We start from the raw sequence: 25398 nt of genomic DNA, 5'->3' as shown, positions 1-25398 counted from the left end.
TCTAAATTATCCGAAGGCGTGCAGATCAGAGATATTATAAGGAAAGTAAAGCAGATTGAAATCCGGACCCGAAAGAAGTCCGAAGCCACACTTATGGGCCAGTATCACAGCGCCTTTAAAGGTCAGGGGATGACCTTTTCTGAAGTGAGACCTTATCAGTTCGGCGATGAGATCCGGCGCATAGACTGGAACAAGACGGCGCGCTTCCGGGAACCTTTCGTGAAAGTAATGGAAGAGGAGCGGGAACTCACTATGATGCTTCTCGTAGATATTTCGGCGTCAATGAATTATGGAACCAGAACCCAGCTGAAAAAAGAATTTGTAGCTGAGATTGCCGCCAGTGTTGGTTTCTCGGCCGCAGGTAATAACGACAAGGTAGGTCTGATTCTTTTTGCTGATAAAGTTTATAAAGTGATCCCGCCTCAAAAAGGGAGAAAACATATCCTGGCAATTATCTCCAATATCCTGACCGCAGACTTTGTGCCCGCAACTTCTGACCTCAATACTGCCTTGCAGTATATGCTGGGCATTTTCAAAAGGAAATCGCTTGTTTTTCTGTTTTCGGATTTCAACGATGAGTATGATTCCCGCACGCTGAAAATTGTGGCTCGCAAACACCAGATGCTCGGTATCCGGATCTATGATGATAAGGATAAGGAAATACCCGATGTAGGATATGCGCTCTTTCGGGACAGCGAAACCGGACAGCAGGTTTGGGGAAATACGTCGAGCAAAAGATGGCGCTATGAGTTTGCTGAGGCACAGCAACAGAGACAGCGTGTGGTGAAGGAGGATTTCGAAAATGCCTCAGCGGGCTTCATAAGTATGAATACCGGTGAGGATTATTCCAAACACCTTTATCAGTATTTCCGGAAAAAATAGTAGATTCATTGCTGCATATGATATTAAAAAAGTCGGTTTTCTTTGTTATTATTTTACTGGGGTTCATGGTGCAGTCCCAGACCCTGGGATCAAAGGTGGACAAGGAAACGCTTGCGCTTGGTGAAGTGGGCACCTACACTGTTTATATTTCAGGATTACAGGGTAAAGTGGTGAATTCCGCGCCGGAGAATGAGTTACTGCCTTTCCATTTTGAAGAGATTTCGGATTCTGTTGCGGTATCTGCTGAAAGGTATGAACGTATTATACAGTTTGCGGTTTTTGAGGAGGGAACGTATACCATTCCGGCTTTTGAATTTAATATCGGTGGTAGCGTGCAAAGGACTGTTCCCTATGAATTAAAAGTGGTCAATACTGCCCAGAAAGGCGATGAGATTAATGACATCCGCAAAAACAAGGAAGTAACTCTGGATGCGGTAGACTACTGGGATATGTACAAATGGTATATCATTGGAGTCCTTGCACTTTTGATTTTGATAATCACAATAATTTTGGTGCGCAGATATTTGGCAGCCCGAAAGACCTCGCCCAAGGTCATGACTAACAGAACAATACGGGAACTGGAGGAACTCAGGAAAAAGAAGTTTATTGAGCGTGGCGACTACCGTTCCTATTATGTGGAACTTATAGATATAACACGAAAATTCATCAGCAGACAGTACGCCATTCCGGCAGACGTCCTGCTTACTGACGACCTGATTGAGGTAATGAAACGCAGCAACAGTATCTCTCCCGAGAATGAAGTAATTGTGGAAAACGTTTTTCTGAGGGGTGATCTTGTAAAATTCGCCAAGACCTTTCCCGACCGCGAAATGATGGAAAAAGACTTCAATGACATCCGGGAATTTGTAAAGAGATCTTCCCATGATCTTGAAACTGAACAGTTAAGGTCTGGTGTATAATTGACGGATATGATGATGGATTTTTTTAATTTTGAATTTTACAGCCCCTATTTTTTACTGCTGTTTCTACTTTTTATTCCATTGCTGGTTCGTGATATCCTTAAAAGACCGAATCAGGGAATTTCTGTTCCTACCACTTTGCCAATGCCGCAGAGTGGCGGACCCAGGTTTATTTTTTTTCTGCTTAAAATCTCCAAATATCTGATACTTTCGGCACTTATCCTTGCCCTGGCCAGGCCGCGGACTTTTACAGTTTCTCAGGACCGGGACGAGACCAAGGGGATTGATATCATGCTTTCTGTGGATGTTTCTCTAAGTATGCTGGCCCGCGATCTGGAACCCGACCGTCTTACTGCACTTCGAAAGATTGCCATCGAGTTTGTAGGCAAACGGCCCAATGACCGGCTTGGTTTGGTAACTTATTCTGGTGAAGCATTTACAAAGGTCCCGGTTACCAGCGACCATCAGGTAGTTATAGATGAACTTTCAGTTCTGAATCCGCTTGAGCTGGAACCCGGCACTGCCATCGGAGAGGGGTTGTCCGTAGCCGTAAACCACCTGAAAGACAGCCGTGCAAAAAGCAAAGTTATTATCCTGATGACAGATGGGGTGAACACTATACCTAACGCAATGAATCCGCTGTTGGCCGCGCAGTTGGCGCAGGGCGCCGGCATCAAGGTGTATGCGGTGGGAATCGGTACGAACGGATATGCGCTGATGCCTACAGGCACTGATATTTTTGGCGATTTGGTTTTCACGGAAACGGAAGTACGAATTGATGAGGCTATGTTGCGCGAAATTTCTGCAGCAACCGGCGGAAAATATTTTCGCGCCACCTCAACAGAGTCACTTGGTGAGGTTTATGAAGAAATAAACCGCCTGGAAAAATCGGAAAACAAAGCCGCAAAGCTCTATAATTACACAGAATTTTACATTTACCTGCTGTGGTTCGCATTGGGGATTTTACTGGCAGATGCGCTGCTCAGATGGTGGCTTTACAAACAGTTTACTTAAGAAAATGGATTGGAAAGAGCTTAGTGTAGGAGATTACAGGTACTTGTTATGGTTGCTGCTGCTTCCGGTGGTGCTGCTGTTGCTTTTCCGCTTCCGCAACTGGATGGATCGTGCAAGGCAAAATTTCGCTGATTCCAGATTTCATGGCCGTCTTTTTGAGTCTAATACCGTATTCAGAAAATATTTCCCCGTTTTGTATATTCCGGCGCTGGCTTTTCTTCTTCTGGCGGTGCTCGATGTACGTGGTGGTAGCGAGCAGGTGGAAACCAGGCAGAATATGAACAATGTCATGTTTGTGCTGGATGTTTCCAATTCCATGAATGCCGAAGATGTTTTGCCTAACCGGCTGGTCCTGGCCAGGAATATTATGATCCGGACTATGGAAAAGATGACCAATGATAGGGTAGGAATCGTGGTTTTTGCCGGTGAAGCCACCTCCATAATGCCGTTGACTACAGATTATACAGCGGCAGAAACCTATATTGGCGGAATTGAAACCAACATGATGAAAATCCAGGGTACCGATTTTCTTAAGGCGATGCAGGAAACTGGCCGCAAATTCAAGAATGTGCCTAAAGGGTCACGAAAGGTGGTTCTGATAAGTGATGGGGAGGATAACGAAGGAAATGAGGAAAAGGCCGTACGGTTGGCAAAAAGTGAAGGCATTACCATTGTATCTGTAGGTGTAGGCACCGAACAGGGAGCACCGGTTCCGGAGTACATCTTTGGACAGTTGATGGGTTATAAAACAGACCGTACCGGCCAGACGGTACTTTCCCAACGTCAAACCCGAGCTCTGGAGAAGATGGCGTCGGGATCCGGCGGAGCCTTTATAGACGGTAATAATCTTGAGGAGTCGTCGGGTCAGATCATAGATGCGCTTTCTAAAAGCGGTGCGGGTTCCGGCACTATGGTTCGGTCGCAGAATTCCGTTCTTTTTTATCAGTATTTTCTCGCTGTAAGTATTTTGCTGTTCCTGCTTATCTACCTGCTGAATCCTAAGAGGGATCTCAATATTTAGCTCTGAATCTTGTTGAAAAGCCCTATGAATCCCCTTTTAACCTAACTTTAACGCAAGTGTGGCTTTTTATTAACAGATAAAGGGATATTTTTGTACAATGCATTTTAGGAGCTTCATTATCACGATATTTACGGTAGTTTTCTGCGGCACTTGGGTGTTCGCCCAAAAAAGCTATAAATCGTTGGTGCACGAAGGTAACCGTTTTTACGAAAATAATAAGTTCGAAGCTGCTGCATCGTCATTTATGGAAGCGGTAAAAACTGATAAGAACAGTTATACCGCTCATTATAATCTTGGCAATGCACTCTACCGCAGTAAAAAGTACGAGGAAGCCATCGCAGAATATCAAAAAGCCAGCGAGCTTTCACAAAATCTGCATGATAAAGCCTCAGCGTTGCATAATTTGGGAAATACCTATATGCAGCTTAATAAGCCTGATAAAGCAGCAGAATTTTACAAGCAGTCTCTTAAGCAGGAACCACGCAACGAGCAGACACGTAAAAACTACGAAATCGCCAAACTTAAAGACCAGGAAAATAAGCAAAACCAGGGCAAGGGCGGTGGTGGAGAAGGTCAGCAACAGCAGGATCAGTCCGGGCAGGGTGATCAGAAGAAAGACGGACAGCAGGGAGCCGGAAGCGGACCGGAAAATGAAGGCAAGGATAACAGTGGAAATAATCCCAACCCAGATAAACAAAACAATAACGGAGCTTTGCCCAAAGGCATGCAGGAGGCCATCCTGAACCGGGTTTCAGATAAAGAACGGGAAACAGCGAAAAAGATTCTGAACAAGGATTCGTACTCGATGCCGGAGAGCAACGAGAAGGATTGGTAATGACTAGATTCTATCCCATACTTTTTATTTTTTTTGCGGCATTTTCTTATGCGCAGGTTAACCTGGTTGTTACTACCGACAGAAATACCCGCGACTTTAAGGAAGAAGACCCCATTGTGGTAAACATTCTGCTGGAAATTGCCGGAAAGGACATGATTCAGCAAACGCCTTTGCGTATGTTTGATACTTCCAGGTTTGAAGTTATAGCGAGCGGTTCCGAACAGAATACTTTCATTGACTCCAAATCCGGCTTTAGGGTGAACAGGACCCTTTACCAGTACGTACTTAAACCTAAGAAAACGGGAAAACTCAAGATCGGATCGGCTTCGGTAATTGTCAATGATAAACTGTATCACACCGAACCTTTTGATATCTTCATCAGCGAATCCGAAAAGAAAGTCATAGCGGACAAAAGCTTCAGTGAAATCTATTTGAATATGGAGCTGGACCGGGATGAAGTATATAAGAACCAGCCTACTGTTGCTGTCCTGCGCGCCTATTCCCGTAACCTCAACAGTTTCCGCAAAGTCCGCGACATAAAGTTACCTGACAATATCCAACTGACGGTTCGCAAGGTCAGTTCCGAAAAATCAGAAATCGAACCCGCCGGGAATATTTCCAGTCAGGTACTGGCAGTTTTTCTGATTTATCCTTCGGAGTCGGGGAGGTTGGATATCGGTCCGGTAAGTGCACGGGTGTCCTCCGGTAATTCAAAGATTCTGTCAAATAGATCCAGGCTGAAGGTTAAAAGTTTACCGCCGTCAGCTCCTGCGGGATTTAAAGATGCAGTAGGGAATTTTGAGCTCCAGCTTTCACATTCCGGCGAAAAGGCCGAAGTTGAAAAACCGGTGAAAGTGTCACTCACTTTACGAGGTGAGGGCAATTTTGACAATATGACACTGCCGAAGATCAAAGAATCGGAAAGCTACCGTTTTTACACTCCTAAGATTGTTACAAATACAAAAGTTTCCAAATCCGGAGTGAGAGGTGAGGTTACGGCACATTATCTTATTATTCCGCAAAAACCCGGGCCGCTCACTGTCTCCACAGATGCATTCTCTTTCTTTAATCCTGAAACTGGCAAATATGTAGACCTGGGCAGCAGGAAAGTGAAGATGGACGCACTTACGCACAACGAAATACTGGCAGCGCGCACTCCCATTGAAAAGGTGAATGATTATACGAATACCGTGCTGGAAACCGTAGACAATCCTGTAATAAAAACCACTAATCTGCGCGTAGAGGAAAGAAAAACTTTAAACTGGAAGACGGTATGGATCAACCTTGGACTTTTGCTGGCCGCTGCTTTGGGCCTGTTGTGGTTTCGAAAGTACCGCCGGACAAATGCTGGTGCCAGCTCGGCAAAACAGCAAAAAGATTTAGGTACGATTGCCGAAACAGAGCGGGAGTTAAAAGCAAAGGAGGCTGTGGACACGGATATATATGTTCCTTACCTACAGCAGTTGGCAGATAATGCTCAGTACGATAGATTTTTTGAAACGCTGGCAGAAATGGATGCAGCTTTCCGTGCGGTTTTTGGAGCAAACACAACGGCTGATTTCAAGGTTGTTCTGGAGCAGTCCTTCGGGCAGAATATGGCCGAAAATTACCGTATTTTGCAGCAAAAAATCCAGATGGAAAAGTTCGCGCCCGTCCATACCCCCGAGCACATCCGGGAACTTCTTGAAGAAACCCGGAATTTATATTCGCAATTTAACAAATAAACAATAATATTTCATATTTTTGCGAAATTATTAAAGCGTCTGTAATGTTTGAACACTTTTCCTGGAAAGAGATTTTAACCTGTTCTATGGTTCTGTTTGCGGTAATCGATATCATCGGGTCCATCCCGATCATCGTGAGCCTGAAGAAGAAATTCGGTAAAATTGAAGCCGAGAAAGCAGCCATTGTAGCGGGCCTTCTGATGATTGTTTTCCTTTTCGTGGGTAATAAAATCCTTAATTTTATTGGTGTTGACGTAAATTCGTTTGCGATAGCGGGTGCATTTGTCATTTTTATAATAGCTCTGGAAATGATCCTGGGTGTGCAGATACAGAGGAATACTGAGGCTACTTCAGCTTCCATTGTGCCTATTGCTTTCCCCCTGATCGCCGGTGCGGGAACTCTTACAACTACGCTGTCACTGAAGGCCGAATATCACGATATCAATATTATATTCGGAATTGTATTGAATACAATTTTTGTATATGTTGTTTTAAAATCCGCAAACTGGATTGAAAGAAAATTAGGTACCGGAACTCTTAAGGTGGTTGAAAAAGTTTTCGGAATTATCCTTTTGGCCATCTCCATTAAATTATTTACCGCTAACTTTGCGCAGCTATTTCAAACTTACGTTCATTTTTAATAAATAATCATGCAGCTATATTATAAGATATTTCTGGTTCTTTTTATCCTATTCATAGGTTTTAACCTCTATGCTGTGGACTGGAATATCGGTTTGATGAATGATGATAATCTTAAATACGTATTTTCCCTTTCGGCAGGTATCGTAGGACTTCTCTTGGTATTTGTTCTGCATACCTGGAGCAAACTCAGGTCGCGTCCGTAACTGCAAGGTTATTTAAAACTGCGCCGGCTTTCAGTTCGGTTTCCTGCCATTCTTTTTCAGGATCACTTTTCGCATTAATTCCTCCGCCTGCGTACAGGTGGACACCCGATGCTGTGAAGCGCGCGCACCGAAGATTTACAAAATACTGAATTTCACTTTCTGTTTCCACCCTGATATATCCCGAATAGAAAGACCTTGGATTCTTTTCGAATGCAGCGATTGCTTTTTGGCAGAAATCTTTCGGAATTCCGCAGACGGCAGGCGTAGGATGAAGTTCAGCTATCAGCGCTTCAAGGTCATCTTTTTTTACCTTGGCTTTAAAGTCTGTCCGCAGGTGCTTGATGTTTCCGGAATGATGATCGTATGTTTCAGAAATCCATACCTCTGAACTGTATTTCTGAACCGTTTCAGCAATGTACAGTGTTACTGGCCTCTGTTCTTCCGTTTCCTTATCTGTCCAGTCTTCCTCCAGAGGAAGTGTACCGGCCAGGCTCATGGTTTCAAAAACCGATGTTTTTTTGTTAAATCGGCCTAAAAGTTCAGAAAATGCGCCCATCCAGCAGTGCTGCCCCTTATTAATAAGATAAACAAAAGCATTAGGATAAGATCCGCACAGATTCAGAAAGCTTCTGCCAAAATCAATTTCCCCGCTGCCCGAAAGCTTGCTGTATTGTAAATATTTCTGCCGGGAGAGTACCAGTTTAGGAATGTCATTCTTTCTAACAAATTGAATTACTTTCGCCACCCTTTCCAGATATTCTTCTTTACTTTCAGAACGAAAATAAGGATCCGGCCCGCCTGTAACCCGCGGAAAGGTCGAGCTCAGTATTTCATCATTTGATAACCTCATCAGTTTACCGCCAAACCGCACCGTCTCAGTTTCATCAAATGAAACAAGCTTTACCGGAAACTCGTTTTCCGGCCCCTGTACGGTGAAAATTTCAGGTTGGAAAGGGAACTTGAGGAAGATCATTATGAAAGCTTGCTGTGCGGAATGATATTATTTGTCATGGTAGTATGATTGATAAGGTGGCCTTTGGCATCCCTTATTTCAATCTGCGAAACATGAACTGTATTCCCCTTGCGTATGAAGGAGGCTTTTCCGGTCACGGTGCCTGTGCGTATTGCACGCAGATGGTTGGAGTTGATATTGGTGCCAACCGGCGCATATTTTTCCATATCTACATGAAGTACTGACAGACATGAGCCAAGTGTTTCGGCCAGAGCCACGCTGGCGCCGCCGTGCAGGATGCCGTAGGGCTGATGCACACGGGGTTCTACCGGCATTTCTGCAGTTAGCGATTCATCATCAACATCAGTAAACCGTATATTGAGGGTTTTTCCAAGATTTTCCCGACCCCAGTTGTTCAGACGGTCCAGGATTTCATTTCTTTTGCTGTCTTCCATAATAAATCAGCTGATATTTGGGTTCCAGTTTTCAGGTACCTTTGGCGTTATGTCGTATTCCTTGTAGTAGTCGGAGATGTGCTGCAGTACCTCCTCATAACTCATTAGTTTAAGCTTTTCGTATGGTATGGTATGCCCCAGATAAACGGTATTGCGTTTAAAATCACCTGCTCCCAATACAATGGGTAATTTTGCCTCCATTGCCATATAATAAAAGCCTTTCCGCCATTTCGGTACCCAGCTGCGCGTCCCTTCGGGTGTTATTACCAGACTGAAATTTTCCTTTTCGAACAGTCTGCCTACAAACTTTACGAGATCATTTCTCTGGCTGCGGTCTATACCTATACCCCCCAAAGCCTTTACGATCCCACCGTACCAGCTTTTGGTGTGCTCATCTTTAATGATAATTTTAAGAGGTTTGCCCAATGCCCAGTATGCGAAGTTACCCAGGATATATTCCATGTTGTGGGTATGGGGAGCAATAACGAGGATACAGCGTTCCAAAACTTTTGGATCGCCGTGTAAAACCACTTTCCAGCCCAGCATTTTCAGTGCCAGCGCACCAATAATTTTCTTCATGAAGTGTATTGTTAAAAACAAAAAAAGTATAACCAGCAAGGCTATACTTTACAAATATATTGAAATATTAACTCTCCTAAAACAAACTGCTTACTAAATAAACAATCTTAAATACGATTTCTAAAACAAGCTGTACCATAGGTGAAATTTTTGTGGTTTTGGTGGAACGAATTTACAATTTTATTTTTAATAATTAAAAAGCAGGTGATGCTAATTTTTTAATTAATAATCAGACTGATAATGAACGGGCAGATAAAACCTGAACTGGGAGCCTTGAAACTCTGCCCGTTGCCAAATCACTTTCTTACCTGGTCTTGATGGATACTTCCTTTTTTTGGCCATTAATGGAGATATTGATATCCTTAATGCTGTCGGTATCTATCTTCAGCTTTTTAATCATCAGATCTGCCTCTTCTTTGGATACCTTTTTGCCGTTTACGATTATGGAATCGGCATTGTTTGATGATACTACGATGCTGTTACTGCCCGTGTTCTGATTTCCGTACCTGTCATCTTCATCACGGTCATCGCTCAGTGAGAAACCCCGCTCATCATTCAGCGCAATTACGCTCATGTTTTGTGGAACTACCAGTTCATAATCTACCCGGTAGTCACGGAACCTGTATTCGTAGGGATAGGAATAGTAGTTAGGGAGCAGTATCTTATTGTTCACGATTTCTACGGGAATATTTACCTTAAGTGGCAGATTATAGCCGTCTGCTCTCTTCTTCACTTCCAGGTATGGCGCGGCTACATTTTCACGGCGTACATGGATATCAGGATAATCCTGTTTATAGATTGTTTTTCCGTCGGAATATATATCATCCCAATACGATTTGAAATTTTGAGGAATCACCACTTTTTTCACATCTACCAGTATGGAGTCCGATGTGGTATTTATGGCTACATTCTCTGTTTCATCATTATTGCCGCTGTACTGCGTGCTGTATTTAATTGCACTTGCTCCTGTAAATGCGGCTAAAGCAATCCAGATCAGTACAAGTCCGCCAATTACATAACCTGTATTGTTGAGTTTAGTTCTTGGCGAAAACAGCTTAATGGCCAGGTAACAGAAGATCAGAGCCGGAATAAACACCGTCAGGAATGCCAGGGCTATAGCCAGGAATCCCAGGTTGCTGTCCTGCAGATAAAATCCTAAATTATCAAAGAAATTGATATTACTGGTTCCTGCCAGTCCGAAAACACTTATTGAGGCCAACAGCATGGACAGACCGATGAGCCCGAATATACCGCCAAGTATATAACGGATTACGTTCCAGATGCCGTTTCCTGCATTATTAATATAGGGTTTGTTCTCGGTATAAATTTCCCCTACACGCTGCGTGGATTCATTGGCAAACTGTACCAGTTTATTGGATTCACTTTTCAGGTTGTCAAAATTCATGGGTTTGCCTTTCATCTTCAGGAAGTCTGCCGCCGTTTGGGCTTTAGGCAGGACAATCCAGAAGATAATATAAATCAGTATAATCAGTGAGGTGGAAATTGCTGCTGTAAATATTCCCAGGATGGCTATACCTAACCAAATGGCACGCATCGCACTGATGTCCATACCAGTGTAGTGTGCCAGACCGGCGCAAACCCCTGCTATCTTTTGCCTTTCGGGATCACGGAACAGCTGTTTCGCACCTGGATTGCCAAAAGCCTTCCGGCTGTTTTTATTATTCGTTTCAGAATAATAGGCTTCCTCCTGCTCTTCAATTATTTCAGGTTTTCCAATCTGGAATATAACCTTTTCAACGTCTGCGTCATTTATGACTTCGCGTCTGCCAAGGGTTTCCTTAAATATTTCGACCATCCGTATTTCGATGTCGTGCATCACTTCATCAGCTTCTGTAGGCTCCAAAGAACTTCTTAGGGCTGCCAGATAATCGCTGAGTTTTATATAGGCGTGTTCCTCAATCGTAAATGAGAAACCGGCGAGTCCAATTGAGAGTGTCTTGTTCATAGTTTTAAGAATTTGCTTGAAACGGATTTTCAGTCCCGCTTGTCGGATTGTTTTTAGTGATTTGGTTTACAGATTCATTCAGCTCGCGCCAGGTAGTCAACAGTTCAGCCAGAAACAGGTTTCCTTTTTCGGTGATCTGATAATACTTCCTTGGCGGCCCTCCGGTAGATTCTTCCCAACGGTAGGAAAGAAATTCGCCGTTTTTCAGTCGGGTGAGGAGCGGATAAAGCGTTCCTTCCACCACATCCAGTCTGCCTTTCTTTAGCTCATCTATGAGATCGGAAACATACATCTCGCGCTCATGGATCAGACTCAAAATGCAGAATTCCAGAATTCCTTTGCGCATCTGCGCCTTCGTGTTCTCGGTATTCATTTAGTTGAGGTTATGATTTGGTTAATAATTCAAAACTGATATAACTTAACAATACAAAGATATGTTATTTATTCAGTAATATGCAATACAAAGTAGTGTAAAATTATGCTAATGTCGTTTAAGTAATTGATTACCAGTATAAAAATTTTTAAGAAATTTTACTGTACTTTAAATCTAAAATGAAATTTGATCAAATTTTAAGCAAAATTTCAGATAATATCCATTTTTAGTAATTTTATACGAAAATTAAAAAAGCTATGAATAACCACGAAATCGATTACAGGATACATGGAGAAGAAATGCAGTGTGTGGAGATTGAACTGGATCCCAACGAAAGCGTCATTTCCGAGCCGGGAAGTTTTATGATGATGACCGACGGCATACAGATGGAAACTATGTTTGGCGACGGTAATGAAAAGGGGCTTATGGGCAAACTGTTCTCGGCAGGCAAACGTTTACTTACCGGTGAAAATCTCTTCATGACAGCTTATACAAATATATCCAGTAAGAAAAGGCAGGTGTCTTTCGCAGCACCTTATTCAGGAAAAATAATCGCGTTGGATCTTTCGCGGCTGGGTGGACGGGTAATCTGCCAGAAGGACAGCTTCCTGTGCGCTGCCAAAGGAGTATCTGTAGGTATTGAATTTCAGAAGAAGCTGGGTACAGGGCTTTTCGGTGGCGAAGGGTTCATAATGCAGAAATTAGAGGGAGACGGGATGAGTTTTGTGCACAGTGGCGGCCACGTAATTGAGAAACAGTTGCAGCCCGGCGAAATACTCAAGATCGACACCGGCTGTATCGTTGCTTTTACCAAAGAAGTGGATTATGATATCCAGTTTGTGGGTGGCATTAAGAACTCCATTTTTGGCGGCGAAGGACTCTTTTTTGCGCAGCTTCGCGGTCCCGGAACAGTTTGGATACAGACCTTGCCCATTTCCCGACTGGCTGCTCGTATACTCCAGTTCGGAACCGGAAAAAAAGGTGAAGAAGGAAGTGTACTCGGAAAATTGGGTAATCTCCTGGACGGTGACGGATTTTAAAGACCGGTTTTCAATAAACGGATTTTAAGCGGGTTTATACAGCCTGCTTTTTTGTTTTATTAAATCCCTGGACCTGCGCTAAAAAGACATTAATCAGGGTGCTGAATTTTTGCATAAAAATTTAAATATCAGTATTTTTGTGAATTACTGAAATTTGGGCTAAAGCTGCAATGTAATACCGGCAGCATTTTATATGAGCGAAAACAACAACTTTAATTATACCGAAGACAATATCCGGACGCTGGACTGGCAGGAGCACGTTCGGCAGCGGCCCGGGATGTACATCGGAAAGCTGGGTGACGGATCGTCTGCTGATGATGGAATCTATATCCTTCTGAAGGAAATCATTGACAATTCCATAGATGAATTTGTGATGAAATCCGGAAAGCGGATTGAAATCAAGATTGATGAAGGTAAAGCTGTGATCCGCGATTTTGGCCGTGGGATACCGCTGGGGAAGGTGGTAGACGCGGTTTCCAAAATGAATACCGGTGGTAAATACGACAGCAAAGCCTTCAAGAAGTCTGTGGGACTGAATGGTGTGGGTTCCAAGGCTGTTAATGCTCTTTCCGACTTCTTTAAAGTTAAATCGGTACGTGAGGGACGGATGAAGGTTGCCGAATTCTCCAAAGGGGTAGTTACCCACAACCACGACGAGGCGGATACTTCCGACCGTAACGGTACGGAAATTACTTTTATTCCGGATCATGAGATCTTCCCGCATTTCAAATTCAGGAAAGAGTATATAGAAAGGATGCTCAGAAACTATGTATACCTGAATCCGGGACTCAAGATTATCTTCAACGGTGAAACTTTTTTTTCGGAAAACGGTCTTAAGGATCTGCTGCAGGAAGAACTGGAGGGCGACATTCTGTATCCTATCATACATCTGAAGGCTGAAGATATTGAGATTGCGGTTACGCATTCAGACAAATCGCAGTCGGAAACCTATTTTTCTTTCGTAAACGGTCAGAATACAACGCAGGGCGGTACTCACCTCAATGCATTTAAGGAGGCCTATGTAAAAACAATACGCGAATACCTCAATAAGACCTACGAAGCCTCGGATATTCGCAAGTCCATTATAGCGGCTGTTTCCATAAAGGTTATTGAGCCGGTTTTTGAATCCCAGACCAAGACCAAACTGGGCTCGAATGATATGGAGCCGGGAAAAGAAACCATCCGGACTTTCATGAATAATTTCCTTAAAAAGGAACTGGATAATTACCTGCACAAAAATCCGGAAACCGCCGAGGCGGTTCACAAGAAAATCCTGGTTTCGGAACGCGAGAGGAAAGAGCTTTCCGGTATTCAGAAACTGGCCCGCGAAAGAGCGAAGAAAGTATCACTTCATAACAAAAAACTGCGTGACTGCCGTCAGCATTATAATGACCAGAAGGCAGAAAGGAAAGCAGAATCCCAGATTTTCATCACCGAAGGAGATTCGGCCTCCGGTTCTATTACCAAGTCACGGGATGTTGAAACCCAGGCTGTTTTCTCACTGCGCGGTAAACCGCTGAATTCCTATGGTCTTACTAAGCGGGTGGTGTACGAAAATGAGGAGTTCAACCTTTTGCAGGCTGCGCTGAATATTGAAGACTCATTGGAGGATTTGCGCTACAACCAGGTAATTATTGCCACAGATGCCGATGTGGACGGTATGCATATCCGGCTGCTCATGATCACCTTTTTCCTGCAGTTTTTCCCGGATCTGATCCGGAACGGGCATTTATACATCCTTTCCACCCCTTTGTTCAGGGTGCGGAATAAAAAAGAAACGCGTTACTGCTATTCCGATGCCGAAAGGATAAAAGCACTGAATGAGCTCGGCAAGAATCCGGAGATCACACGCTTTAAAGGTTTGGGTGAGATTTCCCCCGATGAATTTAAGCATTTCATTGGCAAGGACATCCGGCTTGAACCCGTGGTAATCGGTAAAGATCAGACTATAGAGCAAATTCTGGAATTCTATATGGGTAAAAATACTCCGGACCGGCAATCCTTTATCCTTGAAAACCTGGTAGTTGAAGATCCGGAAATTGACAAAAAGGAAAAACTGGAAGATGTGCACGTATAATTTGCAGCATCCATTATCAAACAGAATTAATTTCGCGCTTGCGCGGACCAATATATGACTGAAGAAAACCTCCATGAAGGGGAAAGTTTAAGGAAAGTATCAGGGCTGTATAAGGACTGGTTTCTGGATTACGCCTCTTACGTAATTCTGGACCGGGCCATTCCGTCGGTCTACGACGGTTTCAAACCTGTTCAGCGCCGGATCATGCACTCCATGCGTGAGCTGGAAGACGGCCGCTACAATAAGGTGGCGAATATCGTTGGGAATACAATGAAGTATCATCCTCACGGTGACGCCTCCATTACCGATGCGATGGTTCAGATTGGGCAAAAGGAACTGCTCATCGATACCCAGGGTAACTGGGGAAATATCTACACCGGCGATTCTGCCGCTGCCGCCCGTTATATTGAAGCGCGCCTAACACCCTTTGCGCTCGAGGTTGTTTTTAACCCAAAGACTACCGAATGGTCCAAATCTTATGACGGCCGGAACAACGAGCCTATTGACCTGCCCGTAAAATTCCCGCTGCTCCTGGCACAGGGGGTGGAAGGTATTGGGGTTGGACTTTCAACTAAAATCCTGCCGCATAACTTTAATGAACTGATCAGTGCATCAGTTGCGCATCTGAAGGGCAAAAAATTTCAGGTGTTCCCGGATTTCATTACAGGTGGTTTACTGGATGTAGCCGAATATAATGATGGTGAAAGAGGCGGTAAAGTACGCGCAAGAGCCAGGATTGTTCAGCGTGAAAAAAACCTGCTGGTAATTACCGAACTTCCCTATTCCAAAACCACTGTAGACCTTATTGACAGTATAGTAAAGGCCACCGAAAGAGGTAAGATCAAAATAAAAAGGATTGAAGACAATACCTCGGATAAAGTGGAGATCCTGATTCATCTTGCCAATGATGTATCTCCGGACAAGACCATTGATGCACTGTACGCTTTCACCGACTGTCAGGTTTCCATTTCGCCTAATGCGTGTGTAATCGTGGGTGACAAGCCAATGTTCCTGAGTGTTTCCGAAATCCTGCGCATGAATACCGACCACACGGTATCTCTGCTGAAAAAGGAACTTGAGATTGAACTTCATGAACTTCAGGAAAGCTGGCATTTTGCCTCGCTTGAACGTATTTTTATTGAAAACCGGATCTATCACGATATCGAAGAAGTTAAATCCTGGGAAGAAGTTCTTACGACTATTGATACAGGCCTCAAACCGCACACCGGGCATCTGCTGCGTGAGGTAACAGAAGAGGATATTGTCAGGCTTACCGAGATCAGGATAAAGAGGATTTCCAGGTTTGACCTTGATAAATTCAAGGAAACCATAGCGGCGCTCGAGGATAAGATTGAAAAATGCAGATACAATCTGGAACATCTTATTCCGTATGCCATAGACTACTTCCTGAACATCCAGAAGAAATACGGTAAGGACCGCGAAAGAAAGACCGAGATCAGGATATTTGATACGATTGATGCTTCCAAAGTAGCGGTTGCCAACGAGAAATTCTACGCGAATTTTGCTGAAGGATTTATTGGTACTTCCCTTAAAAAGGACCAGTTCCTTTTCGACTGTTCCGATATTGATGATATCATTACCTTCCGCCGCGACGGTACCATGAAGGTAGTGAAGGTGGAAGCCAAGACCTTTATCGGCAAAGACATTGTTCACGTAGGCATCTGGAAAAAAGGCGACACCCGCACGGTGTACAATACCATTTACCGCGAGGGACGCGACGGCCCTTATTATATGAAGCGTTTCTCGGTGACAAGCATTACGCGTAACACCGATTATCCGCTTGCCTCTGAGAAAAAAGGATCTGAATTCCTCTATTTTTCTGCCAATCCAAACGGCGAGGCAGAACTGGTGACGGTCTTGCTGAAGCCCAATGCGCGCGTACGCAAGAACAGGATTGACATAGATTTTTCCGAGCTGGCCATTAAAGGCCGCGCCTCCCGCGGGAACCTGGTCACCAAGTATACAATTAAAAAAATTGACCTGAAGGAAGAAGGTCACAGCACCCTTGCACCAAGGAAAATCTGGTTTGACGAAACTGTTCGGCGTTTGAATGTCGATGCTCGAGGTACGCTGCTGGGTAACTTTAAAGGCGACGACCGCATACTTACTATCAACAGTAACGGTGAGGCAAAACTGGTTTCCTTTGACCTGATGAACAGGTTTGACGATGAATATCTGGTGCTGGAGAAGTGGATTCCGGAACAGCCAATTACCTGTATTTATTTTGACGGTGAGAAAGGTATTTATTTCATCAAAAGATTCCTGCTGGACCACACCCCAAATATTCAGCATTTTGTACCTTCAGATCATCCCAAAACTTTTATTGAACAGATTATTACTGTGGACAGGGCCCAGGCAGAGATTGTTTTTGCCAAAGAAAAAGACAAACAGCGTGACCCCGAAACTATCATTATCGATGATTTTATCTCGGTAAAAGGCATCAAAGCGATAGGTAACCAGCTTACGAAAAGCAAGGTGAAAAGCATTAACATCACCCTGCCTGAGCCGGAGGAAATGAATCCCGGTTTCGACGAGGTAGAACAGAATGAAGACAGTGTGGCCTTTATAGACCACGATGTAGCCAACGGAGACTTCCCGGAGGAAGGGGCCATAGGAAATCTCTTCGAAGAGTAATTTAAACTGATGCCGCTTACCGCATCATCAATGAAAAAAATATGAGTTTAGTACTGATTATAATTATCGCGGCTACGGCCCTTATAAGTTTTATCGCCTTCAGCAACCAGCCGCTGTTCGAGAAATATAAATTCAATGTAGGAGCGATCACCAATAACCGGGAGTATATCCGGCTGATCAGCGCAGGATTCCTGCATGGTGATATGATGCATCTGCTTTTCAATATGATGACGCTCTACTTTTTTGGGCCCATCGTGGTGCAGGCGTTTGGCGAAATTGGATTTTTAATCGTTTACTTTGGTTCCATACTTTTAGGCAACCTGTTTTCCCTTTATCTGTACAAAGCCCAACCCTGGTATTCGGCGATTGGTGCGAGTGGCGGTGTCTCCGGGATTTTGTTTGCTTCAATTGCAATGATTCCGGATCTGGGTATATACTTTTTCTTTATCCCAATACCCATTCCGGGTTATATATTTGGCTTTTTGTACTTCGCCTATTCCGTATATATGATGCTTAATCCAAGACCTCACGACAATATCGGACATGCTGCTCACCTCGGAGGTGCAGCTTTCGGACTTGTATATGCCGTAGGTTTGCTGCCGGAAGTGGCATTAAGTAATATCCGTTTCCTTGGCATTATGTCGCTGCCACTGCTCTATATGGCGTATATGGTTTTTGTAAAGAAAGCCATCTGATCACTTTTCTGTTTCGCATTAAGTAGCCATATTACCTCAGCATAAAATAGTAAATCAATGCCCAAACGGTAATAAAGAACAGGCCCGGGTACAGCACAGACCTTAGCATCTGAATGTCCTTTTTTACAAAGGCCAGGTAAATCACATAAATGATAAATACGATGATGAGTCCTATTGGAATTAGTGGGTAAGTCATGGCATTTGTTTTAAAAGTTCGACATTATCATTGCGGAATTTTGCGACGGTTCCGAAAGTTTCAATTGAGTGAATTTTAAATCACCTTCTCACGAACGCCGTTCCAGCGTACCTAAAGTTAATAAATCTATTTGATTTACATCCTCAGATACAGCACGACAGTAAAACAGCCATTATTCTATATCATCTCAAAAATTGTCGGAAACCGACATTCTGTTCCTGTGATTAATTCCCCAGTCTTTCAGGGCATAGATAATCGGCGTCAGGGTGTCAGCGTACGCTTCTGCTTTGTAAATGATACGCGACGGATAATTATCCGAAACCGTACGGCGTATGAGCTGGTGGCGCTCCAGGTCCTTCAGTTCCTTTGCCAGTACACGTGCACTGATCCCCGGGATACTTTCCTGTATGGCATTAAACCTCTCATTTCCAACGGATATAGAAATCAGTATAGGCAGTTTCCACTTGCCGTTAATAACCTCCAGTGCATCCCGCACCGGATTTAAAGTGTCTAAACAATTGCTGCATTCTCTCTTTGCCATAGCCATCTATTATAATGATAGTACTTGCCTCTCGGAAAGCACTATACAAAAGTAAGTTAATTTTGGTAAATTTGCAGAACCATTTCACTTAACAGAAAATCATAAATATGAATAACCGAACAATATCATACTCAATCCTGGAACTCGCGATCGTTTCGCAGGGACAAAGTTTTAAGGAAACGCTAAACAACTCTCTGGTTCTGGCAAAAGAGGCCGAAGAACTTGGCTATAAGCGATTCTGGTTTGCAGAACATCATAATTCCGAGTCCGTAGGTAGCAGCGCTACCTCGGTCCTTATTGGTTATGTAGCCGAAAACACCACGAAACTTAGAGTGGGTTCCGGCGGAATCATGCTTCCGAATCATGCCCCGCTTATCATTGCTGAACAGTTCAGTACACTGGCGCATCTTTATCCGGGCCGGATTGATTTGGGACTAGGCCGTGCACCCGGTACAGACCAGGAAACCGCCCGTGAGATCCGTTCGGATTTTATGCAGGCTGCACATTCATTCCCAAGAGAGGTGGCAAAGATCCAGCAGTATTTTTCAGCGGACAATAAAACCGCTAAAGTACGCGTGCCTATGGCCGAAGGGACTGACGTTCCGGTTTATATATTAGGCTCCAGTACTGACAGTGCGCATCTTGCGGCTCAAAAAGGTTTGCCATATGCTTTTGCCAGCCATTTCGCTACCACGCATCTGCATAGTGCGCTCCGCATTTACCGCGACGAATTCCAGCCTTCCGAATTTTTGGAGGCGCCTTACACTATTGCGGGAGTCAATGTGTATGTAGCAGATACGGATGAAGAAGCGCAGGAACTTTTCACCTCTTTAATCAGAATGTTCATCGGAATCCTGACTGGTGCCAGAGATCCGCTTTATCCGCCCGGACCCATGACCGACGATCTGGAGGAGATGTTCCATCATCCGGCGGTGCAGCAAATGCTGAAATACTCCTTTGTGGGAAGCCGCGAAACTGTGAAAAGGGAAATCAGGCAGTTCCTGGAAGAAACCGGCGTAGATGAACTCATCGTTGTTTCTACAATGTTCAACCTTCAGGATAGGCTCAAATCCGCACATCTGTTTTCGGAAATTATGACCGAAATAAATAATGGGAATTAAGCAGCTGACAATTTTTAATTGATACCTTAGAAGAGATTAGGATTTTAGGACGGATTCTCTTTCAGTTCATCAAACTTAGCCTTCATAGTGGGATTGTTGTGCGTAAGTTTCTTGATCGTAAGATCCTCAGTTTTCTGATTGGCAAGTCTGAGGTTATTTTCCGAAGAAAGCAGTGCTTCCTTGGTTTTCTGAAGCTGATGGATGGTTTTGTCAATGCCGTCTATAGCATCCTTAAACTTTCGGCTGGCCAGATCATAATTCCGCGCAAATCCTTCCTTGAACTTGTTCATTTTCTCCTCAAAGTTCGTAATATCGATGTTCTGGCTTTTCACCAGGGCGAGTTCAGCCTTGTACTGAAGGGAGTTCATGGCCGCGTTGCGGAGTAAGGTAATGATGGGGATAAAGAATTGGGGTCTTACCACATACATTTTGCCGTAACGGTGGGAAACGTCTACGATACCGGAATTATAGTACTCGCTTTCTGCCTCCAGGCATGAAACAAGAACAGCGTATTCGCACTTCTTCTCATTACGGTCTTTGTCCAGTTCTTTCAGGAAATCCTCATTCCTCTTTTTCGTAGCTGTTGCGTCGCATTCATTTTTCATTTCGAACATAATCGAAATGATTTCATTGCCTGCATCATCAAACTCTTTGTAGATGTAGTCACCTTTACTGCCGGAACGGGCGTCATTGTCTTTTTCGAAATAGGCTTTCTGGAAAGCCGTAGCGCGAAGTTTGTTGAATTCGATCTCGCAGTGCTGCTCCAGGGACTCGCCCAGCATTTTGGTACTGAGTTTGAGTTTCATATCACGAATGCGGGCTATTTCATCATCTTTATATTTAATGATGGCTTCCTTATTCTGAAGTTCGGTGGCAAAATGCTGTTTCAGGGATCCTTCCAGATTCTGTTTCTCCAGATCCTTGGTCCGCACCTCATGAGCCAGTGCATCGCGTTCCTTTTCAATCTTCTGCACAGCTTCAGTAACGGCCAGTTGTTTCTGAATCTCTACATTATCGATGATGGATTTCAGTTTCAGGATTTCAGCTTCTTTCTGATTAATCTTTTCGGCCAGAGCGACTTCGCTCTGAGCTTTAAGTTCAGAGATTTCGCGGTCTTTTTTTGCCAGATTCTCCTGAAGTGCCTGCCGTACCTGAGCCTCCGCCAGTTTTACGGCACTTTCTTTCTCGCGGTCGGCCAGCGCCAGGCGGGTTTTAAGTTCATGTTCAAACTGGTGGTCGCGCACCTGCCGCACAATATCGGCAAATCCCGCTTCATCAATCTTAAAGGCTTTGTTACAGTGGGGGCAGATTATTTCGTTCATGTTATTCAGTAGTAAGTGAAGCTAAGCTAAGGATTATTAGGGAATTCAGGATTTGAACCAGGCTAAATTCTTTCAAGTTCATCCGCGCTGATTGTCGTCTTGAAAGTGCCGTAATTTACGGTTATTTTGTTTTTGGAAACTTTCTCAATAGTTCCCACACTTGTGCTGCCCGTGATCCTAACACGCTGGCCGGGTTTTAGCCATAATTCACGTTCTTCTTTTTTCCTTTCAACAATCTTTTCGTGGGCTTCCGCAATTTTTTCCTGGATATCAGCCTTTTTTAACTGTTGGGTAATTTTGCGCTTTACAACCTGCAGTTTTTTGGATTCATCCTTATCCGTACCCAGCTTTCTGAATTTCTCCTGCTCCAGAATCTTTACAAAATCGCGCACAACATCTTTCCGGGATTTCCCCTTCATATAGGCATCTATAAAGCCTTCAATCTTATTTCCGAACTGCAGCTTGCGGTGCTCTTCCTCGTACAGTTTCTGGAAGTTGAAGAGTTTCTGCTGCAGTTGCTCATTCAGTTTTTGCAAATGATCGCGTTTGTCAGTTACCGAGTCTTTCTGTTCCGAAAGATTGGTGCGAAGCTTCTCTACCTCAAATTTTTCCTGCTGCAGTTTTACAATGGTTTTGTCCAAGTTCACCACATCCTTTTCAACCTTCTTCTTGGCAGATCTCAGGATGAACTGTGGGATTTTATTTTTCTCGGCTACCTCAAAAGTAAATGAACTGCCGGCTTGACCTACTTCCAGTTTATAGAGTGGTTCCAGACTCTTCTCATCGAAAAGCATGGCGGCATTTTCTGCATTCGGCAGCTGTTCCACAACAAGTTTAATGTTGGTATAGTGGGTGGTGATGATGGCAAAGCTCTTCTTTCCGTAAAAATATTCCAGAAAACTCTCGGCCAGGGCACCACCCAATTCAGGGTCCGAACCGGTTCCAAATTCGTCGATGAGCAGCAGTGTTTTGGCGTCGGCTTCCTTAATGATGCCCGACATCTTCTTCAGTCGTGATGAATAGGTGGAAAGGTGATTTTCGATAGACTGATTGTCACCGATATCCGTCATTATTTTGTCAAAGAAAAACATCTCCGACTTCGGATGCGCCGGGACCAGGATACCGCTCTGAATCATAAGCTGTAGTAAACCCACCGTCTTTAGTGTGATGGATTTTCCGCCGGCATTGGGTCCGGAAATACAAAGGATCCTGTTGTGCTCGGTAAGAGTCAGCGTCTGGGGAAATATCTTTTTCCCTTCTGCTTTATTGCTTAAGAACAGCAGCGGATGATAAGCCTCCCTGAGTCTTAGGGTAGGATGCCGGTTTATTTTGGGCAGGATTCCGTTAATCTGCTCAGCGAATTTTGCTTTTGCGCGAGTAAGATCAAGATCGAACAGATACAGTTGGTATACGCTGAGTTGGGGCTGGAATTCTGCCGTTTCAGCCGTCAGTCTCCGCAGAATGCGGTCCACTTCTTTTTTTTCCTCCTCCTCACTTTCCCGCTGCTTAAAATAATGCTTCAGCACACTTTCCGGCTGAATGTAAGTAATGGAACCTGTTTTCGAAATTCCCAAAACCCGCCCCGGAACTCTTTTCTTGAAGCCTGATTTTACTGCCAATACACGCTGATCTTCAATAATGGTCTCGCGTATTTCATCCAGGAAGTCACTTTGCCCATAGGTGGTGAGGGCACGGTTAAAGTTTTCCTGAATGGCTTTTCTTGAATGCTGTATTTCGGTCCGGATTTCTTTAAGTAGGGTAGAAGCGTCGCTTTTTACATCGCCGAACCGGTTAAAGACCTTGTCAATCCTGTCAATGATTTCTTTGCGGAATTCAAGTTTCCTGATTTCAGCCGTCAGATGCGGAAAGGTCTCCTCGAAATTGGGTAAGAATTTTTGCAGCCTTCCAATCTGCGCCGTAATATTCTTTATTTTGATAAAAGATTTCGCATCCAGCCGGAAGTTTTCAATAACCATAAGTTTCAGCTCATCGTCAATATCTTCAAATTCATTAAACGGAATGATGTTATGACTTTCAAAACTGGTGAGGAATTCTGCAGTTTTCTTAAGCGTAAGCTCAGCATCATCTATCGCCATTGGACGCAGCTCCATAATCCGGTCCTGCGTTTTGTGAGAGTATGCAAATGGAGCAATTTCCGCTAAAAGCGCGGGGAATTCCAATTCGTCTAAATCTTCTTGTTGTATCAGCACAGTGCAAATATAAGTTAATAGTTGTAGGTAAGGCTGGCCGCAGGCGATATGAATTACCTAAACTCACCGTTAAACCCGTAACTTAACATCAAAGAATATTCCCTAAAAATTTCTGGCCTGCAATTGGGGATGTGCACTACATACTTCAACAAAATTCGGACAACCTGGCAACTACCAAAATAAAATCTGCAAATTTGCAGTCAAATTATAAGCAAATGGCGGACTGGAAAGAAATACTTGCACCCATAAAAAACTCAACCTACTTCGAACAGCTCTGGAAGGATGTGCAGTCAGAATATGCAGATACAAAATGCTTTCCGCCCAAAAAACAGATTTTCCGTGCCCTGGAACTTACTCCGTTTAATGAGCTAAGGGTCGTTATTCTCGGTCAGGATCCTTATCATAATGACGGACAGGCCAACGGTCTTTGTTTTTCGGTGTCCGAAAGTGTTGCTGCGCCGCCATCTTTAAAGAATATATTTACAGAGCTCCAGACTGATTTAGGAATTGAACGTACCCGCAAAGACCTGGAAGACTGGGCTACGCAGGGCGTACTTCTGCTCAACGCCACGCTGACGGTTAGGGCGCACTCGCCAAATTCGCATAAGGATTTAGGTTGGGAGAGATTTACAGACTTCATCATCAGTGAGATTTCAGCCAAAAAAGAAAAAGTTGTTTTTGTTTTATGGGGTGCCTTCGCACAAAAAAAGGAGGAACTTATCGATTCCTCCAAACATCTGATTATTAAGTCGGCGCATCCTTCACCATTTTCGGTCTACCGCGGATTTTACGGCAGCCGGCCCTTTTCGCAGGTTAACACTTGGCTTGCTCGCCACGGCCAACCCCAGATCCAATGGTAATTACCTTACAGAGGGCTCTACCGAATTCTGTGCGACTTTATCAACTTTAATTCCAATGACATATTTTCCGGAATTTGCCGCAAATCCTGCTCCTGCAGTCGGGTAGGGATTCGCCTCTACCAGGGTGTACCTGTAACCGTTAAAGAAAGCTTTGTTATCATAACCTCGCTGCGGATTACTTTGTGTGGATAGCTTCACTTTAACCGGACGGGTATAGGTTCCCATCAGTTCAATCTCTGCTGTCGCTACGCCTTCCCAGACGCAGTTTACTTCCTTCGGACAGCGGCTGTCCTCCAGCATCTTTGTGAAGGTGAAAGTCATATCATGATCTTTGAGAAACATGGATTCTCCTTCTTTAAAGTACAGAACACCTTCCATTTTTTGAATTTTTGCTGCAGCTTCTTTATTTTCAACCCGTTTGGGTTCTTTAGGGATATTGGTATCGGTATTCTTTACTGTATCCTTTGCAGGACTTGTGACATTGCTCTTTTTTGTTTCAGGAAGTGGCTGTTTTTCCTGAAGATGTTTTTCCTGTGCAGAACATGCCAATATTGAAAGCGATATAATTCCGGTGAGAAGTATGTTGTACATTGGTTAATATTTAGGGGTTAATGATGTCCCACAATACAACCAAAAACATTGCCACACCAACCATCAGGTTAAAGCCGGTACCGATGATGAAGCCAATGAATGCACCTTTCATAGAGTTAAAGGCTTTTTTCCTGTCGCCGGCATCATGGAGTAACTCACCGATAAAGACTCCGGCAAACATTCCGATAAGAAAACCAAAAGGGATGGGGAGGAAGAAACCAACAAAAGTTCCGATTACAGAACCAATGCTTCCCCAACGGGTGCCGCCATACTTTCGGTTGGTTTTGGCAGGTATCACGTAATTCAGCACTATGGAAGCTGCCGTAAGGAGGGAAAATATCCAGATATAGGCCATAGAAAGATCTGAACCTGTCCCGAATTTATAGATGAGCACACCGCACAGGCTTAGTAAAAGTCCCGGAAGAACCGGCAGAATGGTGCCTGCTATTCCTAGAACAAGCAGTATAATACTTATGAGGGATATAAGTCCGTAATCCATATTGTATAATAATTGATGAATAAAA

25 protein-coding genes are annotated in these 25398 nt (G+C 43.9%); 14 read left to right on the top strand and 11 right to left on the bottom strand.

Annotated features, from left to right (window positions below; translation table 11 throughout):
• Window positions 1-18: 18 nt before the first annotated feature.
• From P0M11_RS07075 to P0M11_RS07040, 8 genes are all read left to right on the top strand, one after another.
• On the top strand, window positions 19-882 hold the full coding sequence (locus P0M11_RS07075; RefSeq protein ID WP_275625051.1) for a DUF58 domain-containing protein: 864 nt from the start codon (window positions 19-21) through the stop codon (window positions 880-882).
• Window positions 883-899: 17 nt separating this feature from the next.
• Window positions 900-1802: a BatD family protein gene (locus tag P0M11_RS07070; RefSeq protein ID WP_275625050.1), complete on the top strand. Its 903-nt coding sequence runs from the start codon at window positions 900-902 to the stop codon at window positions 1800-1802.
• 15 nt (window positions 1803-1817) lie between these two features.
• Window positions 1818-2816: a VWA domain-containing protein gene (locus P0M11_RS07065; protein WP_275625336.1), complete on the top strand. Its 999-nt coding sequence runs from the start codon at window positions 1818-1820 to the stop codon at window positions 2814-2816.
• A gap of 4 nt (window positions 2817-2820) precedes the next feature.
• Complete coding sequence (locus tag P0M11_RS07060) at window positions 2821-3837, top strand: VWA domain-containing protein (RefSeq protein WP_275625049.1); 1017 nt, start codon at window positions 2821-2823, stop codon at window positions 3835-3837.
• 97 nt (window positions 3838-3934) lie between these two features.
• Window positions 3935-4672 carry a tetratricopeptide repeat protein gene (locus P0M11_RS07055; RefSeq protein WP_275625048.1) on the top strand — a complete coding sequence of 246 codons (738 nt, stop codon included), beginning with the start codon at window positions 3935-3937 and terminating at the stop codon, window positions 4670-4672.
• Window positions 4672-6396: a BatD family protein gene (locus P0M11_RS07050; RefSeq protein ID WP_275625047.1), complete on the top strand. Its 1725-nt coding sequence runs from the start codon at window positions 4672-4674 to the stop codon at window positions 6394-6396. The genes P0M11_RS07055 and P0M11_RS07050 overlap by 1 nt, the downstream gene beginning before the upstream one ends.
• A 44-nt stretch (window positions 6397-6440) precedes the next feature.
• The gene (locus P0M11_RS07045) at window positions 6441-7037 is read left to right on the top strand and encodes a MarC family protein (protein ID WP_275625046.1); all 597 of its coding nucleotides are present in this window, start codon (window positions 6441-6443) and stop codon (window positions 7035-7037) included.
• Window positions 7038-7046: 9 nt separating this feature from the next.
• Entirely contained in the window at window positions 7047-7241 is a 195-nt protein-coding gene (locus P0M11_RS07040) for a hypothetical protein (RefSeq protein WP_158063668.1), read from the top strand.
• Here P0M11_RS07040 and P0M11_RS07035 read toward each other — a convergent pair.
• From P0M11_RS07035 to P0M11_RS07015, 5 genes are all read right to left on the bottom strand, one after another.
• Entirely contained in the window at window positions 7225-8214 is a 990-nt protein-coding gene (locus P0M11_RS07035) for a chorismate-binding protein (protein ID WP_275625045.1), read from the bottom strand. The genes P0M11_RS07040 and P0M11_RS07035 overlap by 17 nt on opposite strands.
• Window positions 8214-8648 (bottom strand): PaaI family thioesterase, encoded by a 435-nt coding sequence (locus tag P0M11_RS07030; protein WP_275625044.1) that lies wholly within the window; start codon window positions 8646-8648, stop codon window positions 8214-8216. The genes P0M11_RS07035 and P0M11_RS07030 overlap by 1 nt, the downstream gene beginning before the upstream one ends.
• Window positions 8649-8654: 6 nt before the next feature.
• Window positions 8655-9227 (bottom strand): 1-acyl-sn-glycerol-3-phosphate acyltransferase, encoded by a 573-nt coding sequence (locus P0M11_RS07025; RefSeq protein ID WP_275625043.1) that lies wholly within the window; start codon window positions 9225-9227, stop codon window positions 8655-8657.
• Window positions 9228-9531: 304 nt separating this feature from the next.
• Window positions 9532-11193, bottom strand: a complete 1662-nt coding sequence (locus P0M11_RS07020) for a PspC domain-containing protein (RefSeq protein ID WP_275625042.1) — start codon at window positions 11191-11193, stop codon at window positions 9532-9534.
• Window positions 11194-11197: 4 nt separating this feature from the next.
• Complete coding sequence (locus P0M11_RS07015) at window positions 11198-11566, bottom strand: PadR family transcriptional regulator (protein ID WP_158063673.1); 369 nt, start codon at window positions 11564-11566, stop codon at window positions 11198-11200.
• A gap of 257 nt (window positions 11567-11823) precedes the next feature.
• Here P0M11_RS07015 and P0M11_RS07010 point away from each other — a divergent pair, with 257 nt between their 5' ends.
• The 4 genes from P0M11_RS07010 to P0M11_RS06995 all read left to right on the top strand — a co-directional run bounded on the left by P0M11_RS07010 (window position 11824) and on the right by P0M11_RS06995 (window position 18033).
• The gene (locus P0M11_RS07010; protein ID WP_275625041.1) at window positions 11824-12606 is read left to right on the top strand and encodes a TIGR00266 family protein; all 783 of its coding nucleotides are present in this window, start codon (window positions 11824-11826) and stop codon (window positions 12604-12606) included.
• A gap of 193 nt (window positions 12607-12799) precedes the next feature.
• Window positions 12800-14683 (top strand): DNA topoisomerase IV subunit B, encoded by a 1884-nt coding sequence (locus P0M11_RS07005; protein ID WP_275625040.1) that lies wholly within the window; start codon window positions 12800-12802, stop codon window positions 14681-14683.
• 54 nt (window positions 14684-14737) lie between these two features.
• Complete coding sequence (locus P0M11_RS07000) at window positions 14738-17338, top strand: DNA gyrase/topoisomerase IV subunit A (RefSeq protein ID WP_275625039.1); 2601 nt, start codon at window positions 14738-14740, stop codon at window positions 17336-17338.
• Window positions 17339-17379: 41 nt separating this feature from the next.
• Window positions 17380-18033: a rhomboid family intramembrane serine protease gene (locus P0M11_RS06995; RefSeq protein ID WP_275625038.1), complete on the top strand. Its 654-nt coding sequence runs from the start codon at window positions 17380-17382 to the stop codon at window positions 18031-18033.
• 31 nt (window positions 18034-18064) lie between these two features.
• Here P0M11_RS06995 and P0M11_RS06990 read toward each other — a convergent pair whose 3' ends face one another.
• Both P0M11_RS06990 and P0M11_RS06985 read right to left on the bottom strand, forming a co-directional pair.
• Window positions 18065-18229 (bottom strand): hypothetical protein, encoded by a 165-nt coding sequence (locus P0M11_RS06990; RefSeq protein WP_275625037.1) that lies wholly within the window; start codon window positions 18227-18229, stop codon window positions 18065-18067.
• Between the two features lie 187 nt (window positions 18230-18416).
• Window positions 18417-18770 (bottom strand): helix-turn-helix domain-containing protein, encoded by a 354-nt coding sequence (locus tag P0M11_RS06985; RefSeq protein ID WP_275625036.1) that lies wholly within the window; start codon window positions 18768-18770, stop codon window positions 18417-18419.
• A 107-nt stretch (window positions 18771-18877) separates the two neighbouring features.
• Between P0M11_RS06985 and P0M11_RS06980 the strand changes: the two genes are divergently transcribed.
• Complete coding sequence (locus tag P0M11_RS06980; protein WP_275625035.1) at window positions 18878-19891, top strand: LLM class flavin-dependent oxidoreductase; 1014 nt, start codon at window positions 18878-18880, stop codon at window positions 19889-19891.
• A 44-nt stretch (window positions 19892-19935) separates the two neighbouring features.
• On the opposite strand, the gene P0M11_RS06975 is transcribed toward P0M11_RS06980, so the two are convergent.
• Together P0M11_RS06975 and P0M11_RS06970 are read right to left on the bottom strand one after the other, a co-directional pair.
• Complete coding sequence (locus tag P0M11_RS06975; RefSeq protein ID WP_275625034.1) at window positions 19936-21213, bottom strand: DUF2130 domain-containing protein; 1278 nt, start codon at window positions 21211-21213, stop codon at window positions 19936-19938.
• 62 nt (window positions 21214-21275) lie between these two features.
• Complete coding sequence (locus P0M11_RS06970) at window positions 21276-23423, bottom strand: DNA mismatch repair protein MutS (protein ID WP_275625033.1); 2148 nt, start codon at window positions 23421-23423, stop codon at window positions 21276-21278.
• A 215-nt stretch (window positions 23424-23638) separates the two neighbouring features.
• Here P0M11_RS06970 and P0M11_RS06965 point away from each other — a divergent pair, with 215 nt between their 5' ends.
• Window positions 23639-24283, top strand: coding sequence for a uracil-DNA glycosylase (locus tag P0M11_RS06965; protein WP_275625032.1), 645 nt, complete (start codon window positions 23639-23641; stop codon window positions 24281-24283).
• Here the strand turns inward: P0M11_RS06965 and P0M11_RS06960 are convergent, their stop codons facing one another.
• Entirely contained in the window at window positions 24284-24874 is a 591-nt protein-coding gene (locus tag P0M11_RS06960; protein WP_275625031.1) for a hypothetical protein, read from the bottom strand.
• 10 nt (window positions 24875-24884) lie between these two features.
• The gene (locus P0M11_RS06955; protein ID WP_275625030.1) at window positions 24885-25373 is read right to left on the bottom strand and encodes a DUF456 domain-containing protein; all 489 of its coding nucleotides are present in this window, start codon (window positions 25371-25373) and stop codon (window positions 24885-24887) included.
• Window positions 25374-25398 lie beyond the last annotated feature (25 nt).

It is taken from the genome of Kaistella sp. PBT33-4, assembly GCF_029194425.1.
Taxonomy (GTDB): Bacteria; Bacteroidota; Bacteroidia; order Flavobacteriales; family Weeksellaceae; genus Marnyiella.
This window is presented reverse-complemented; position numbering and strand designations above follow the sequence as displayed.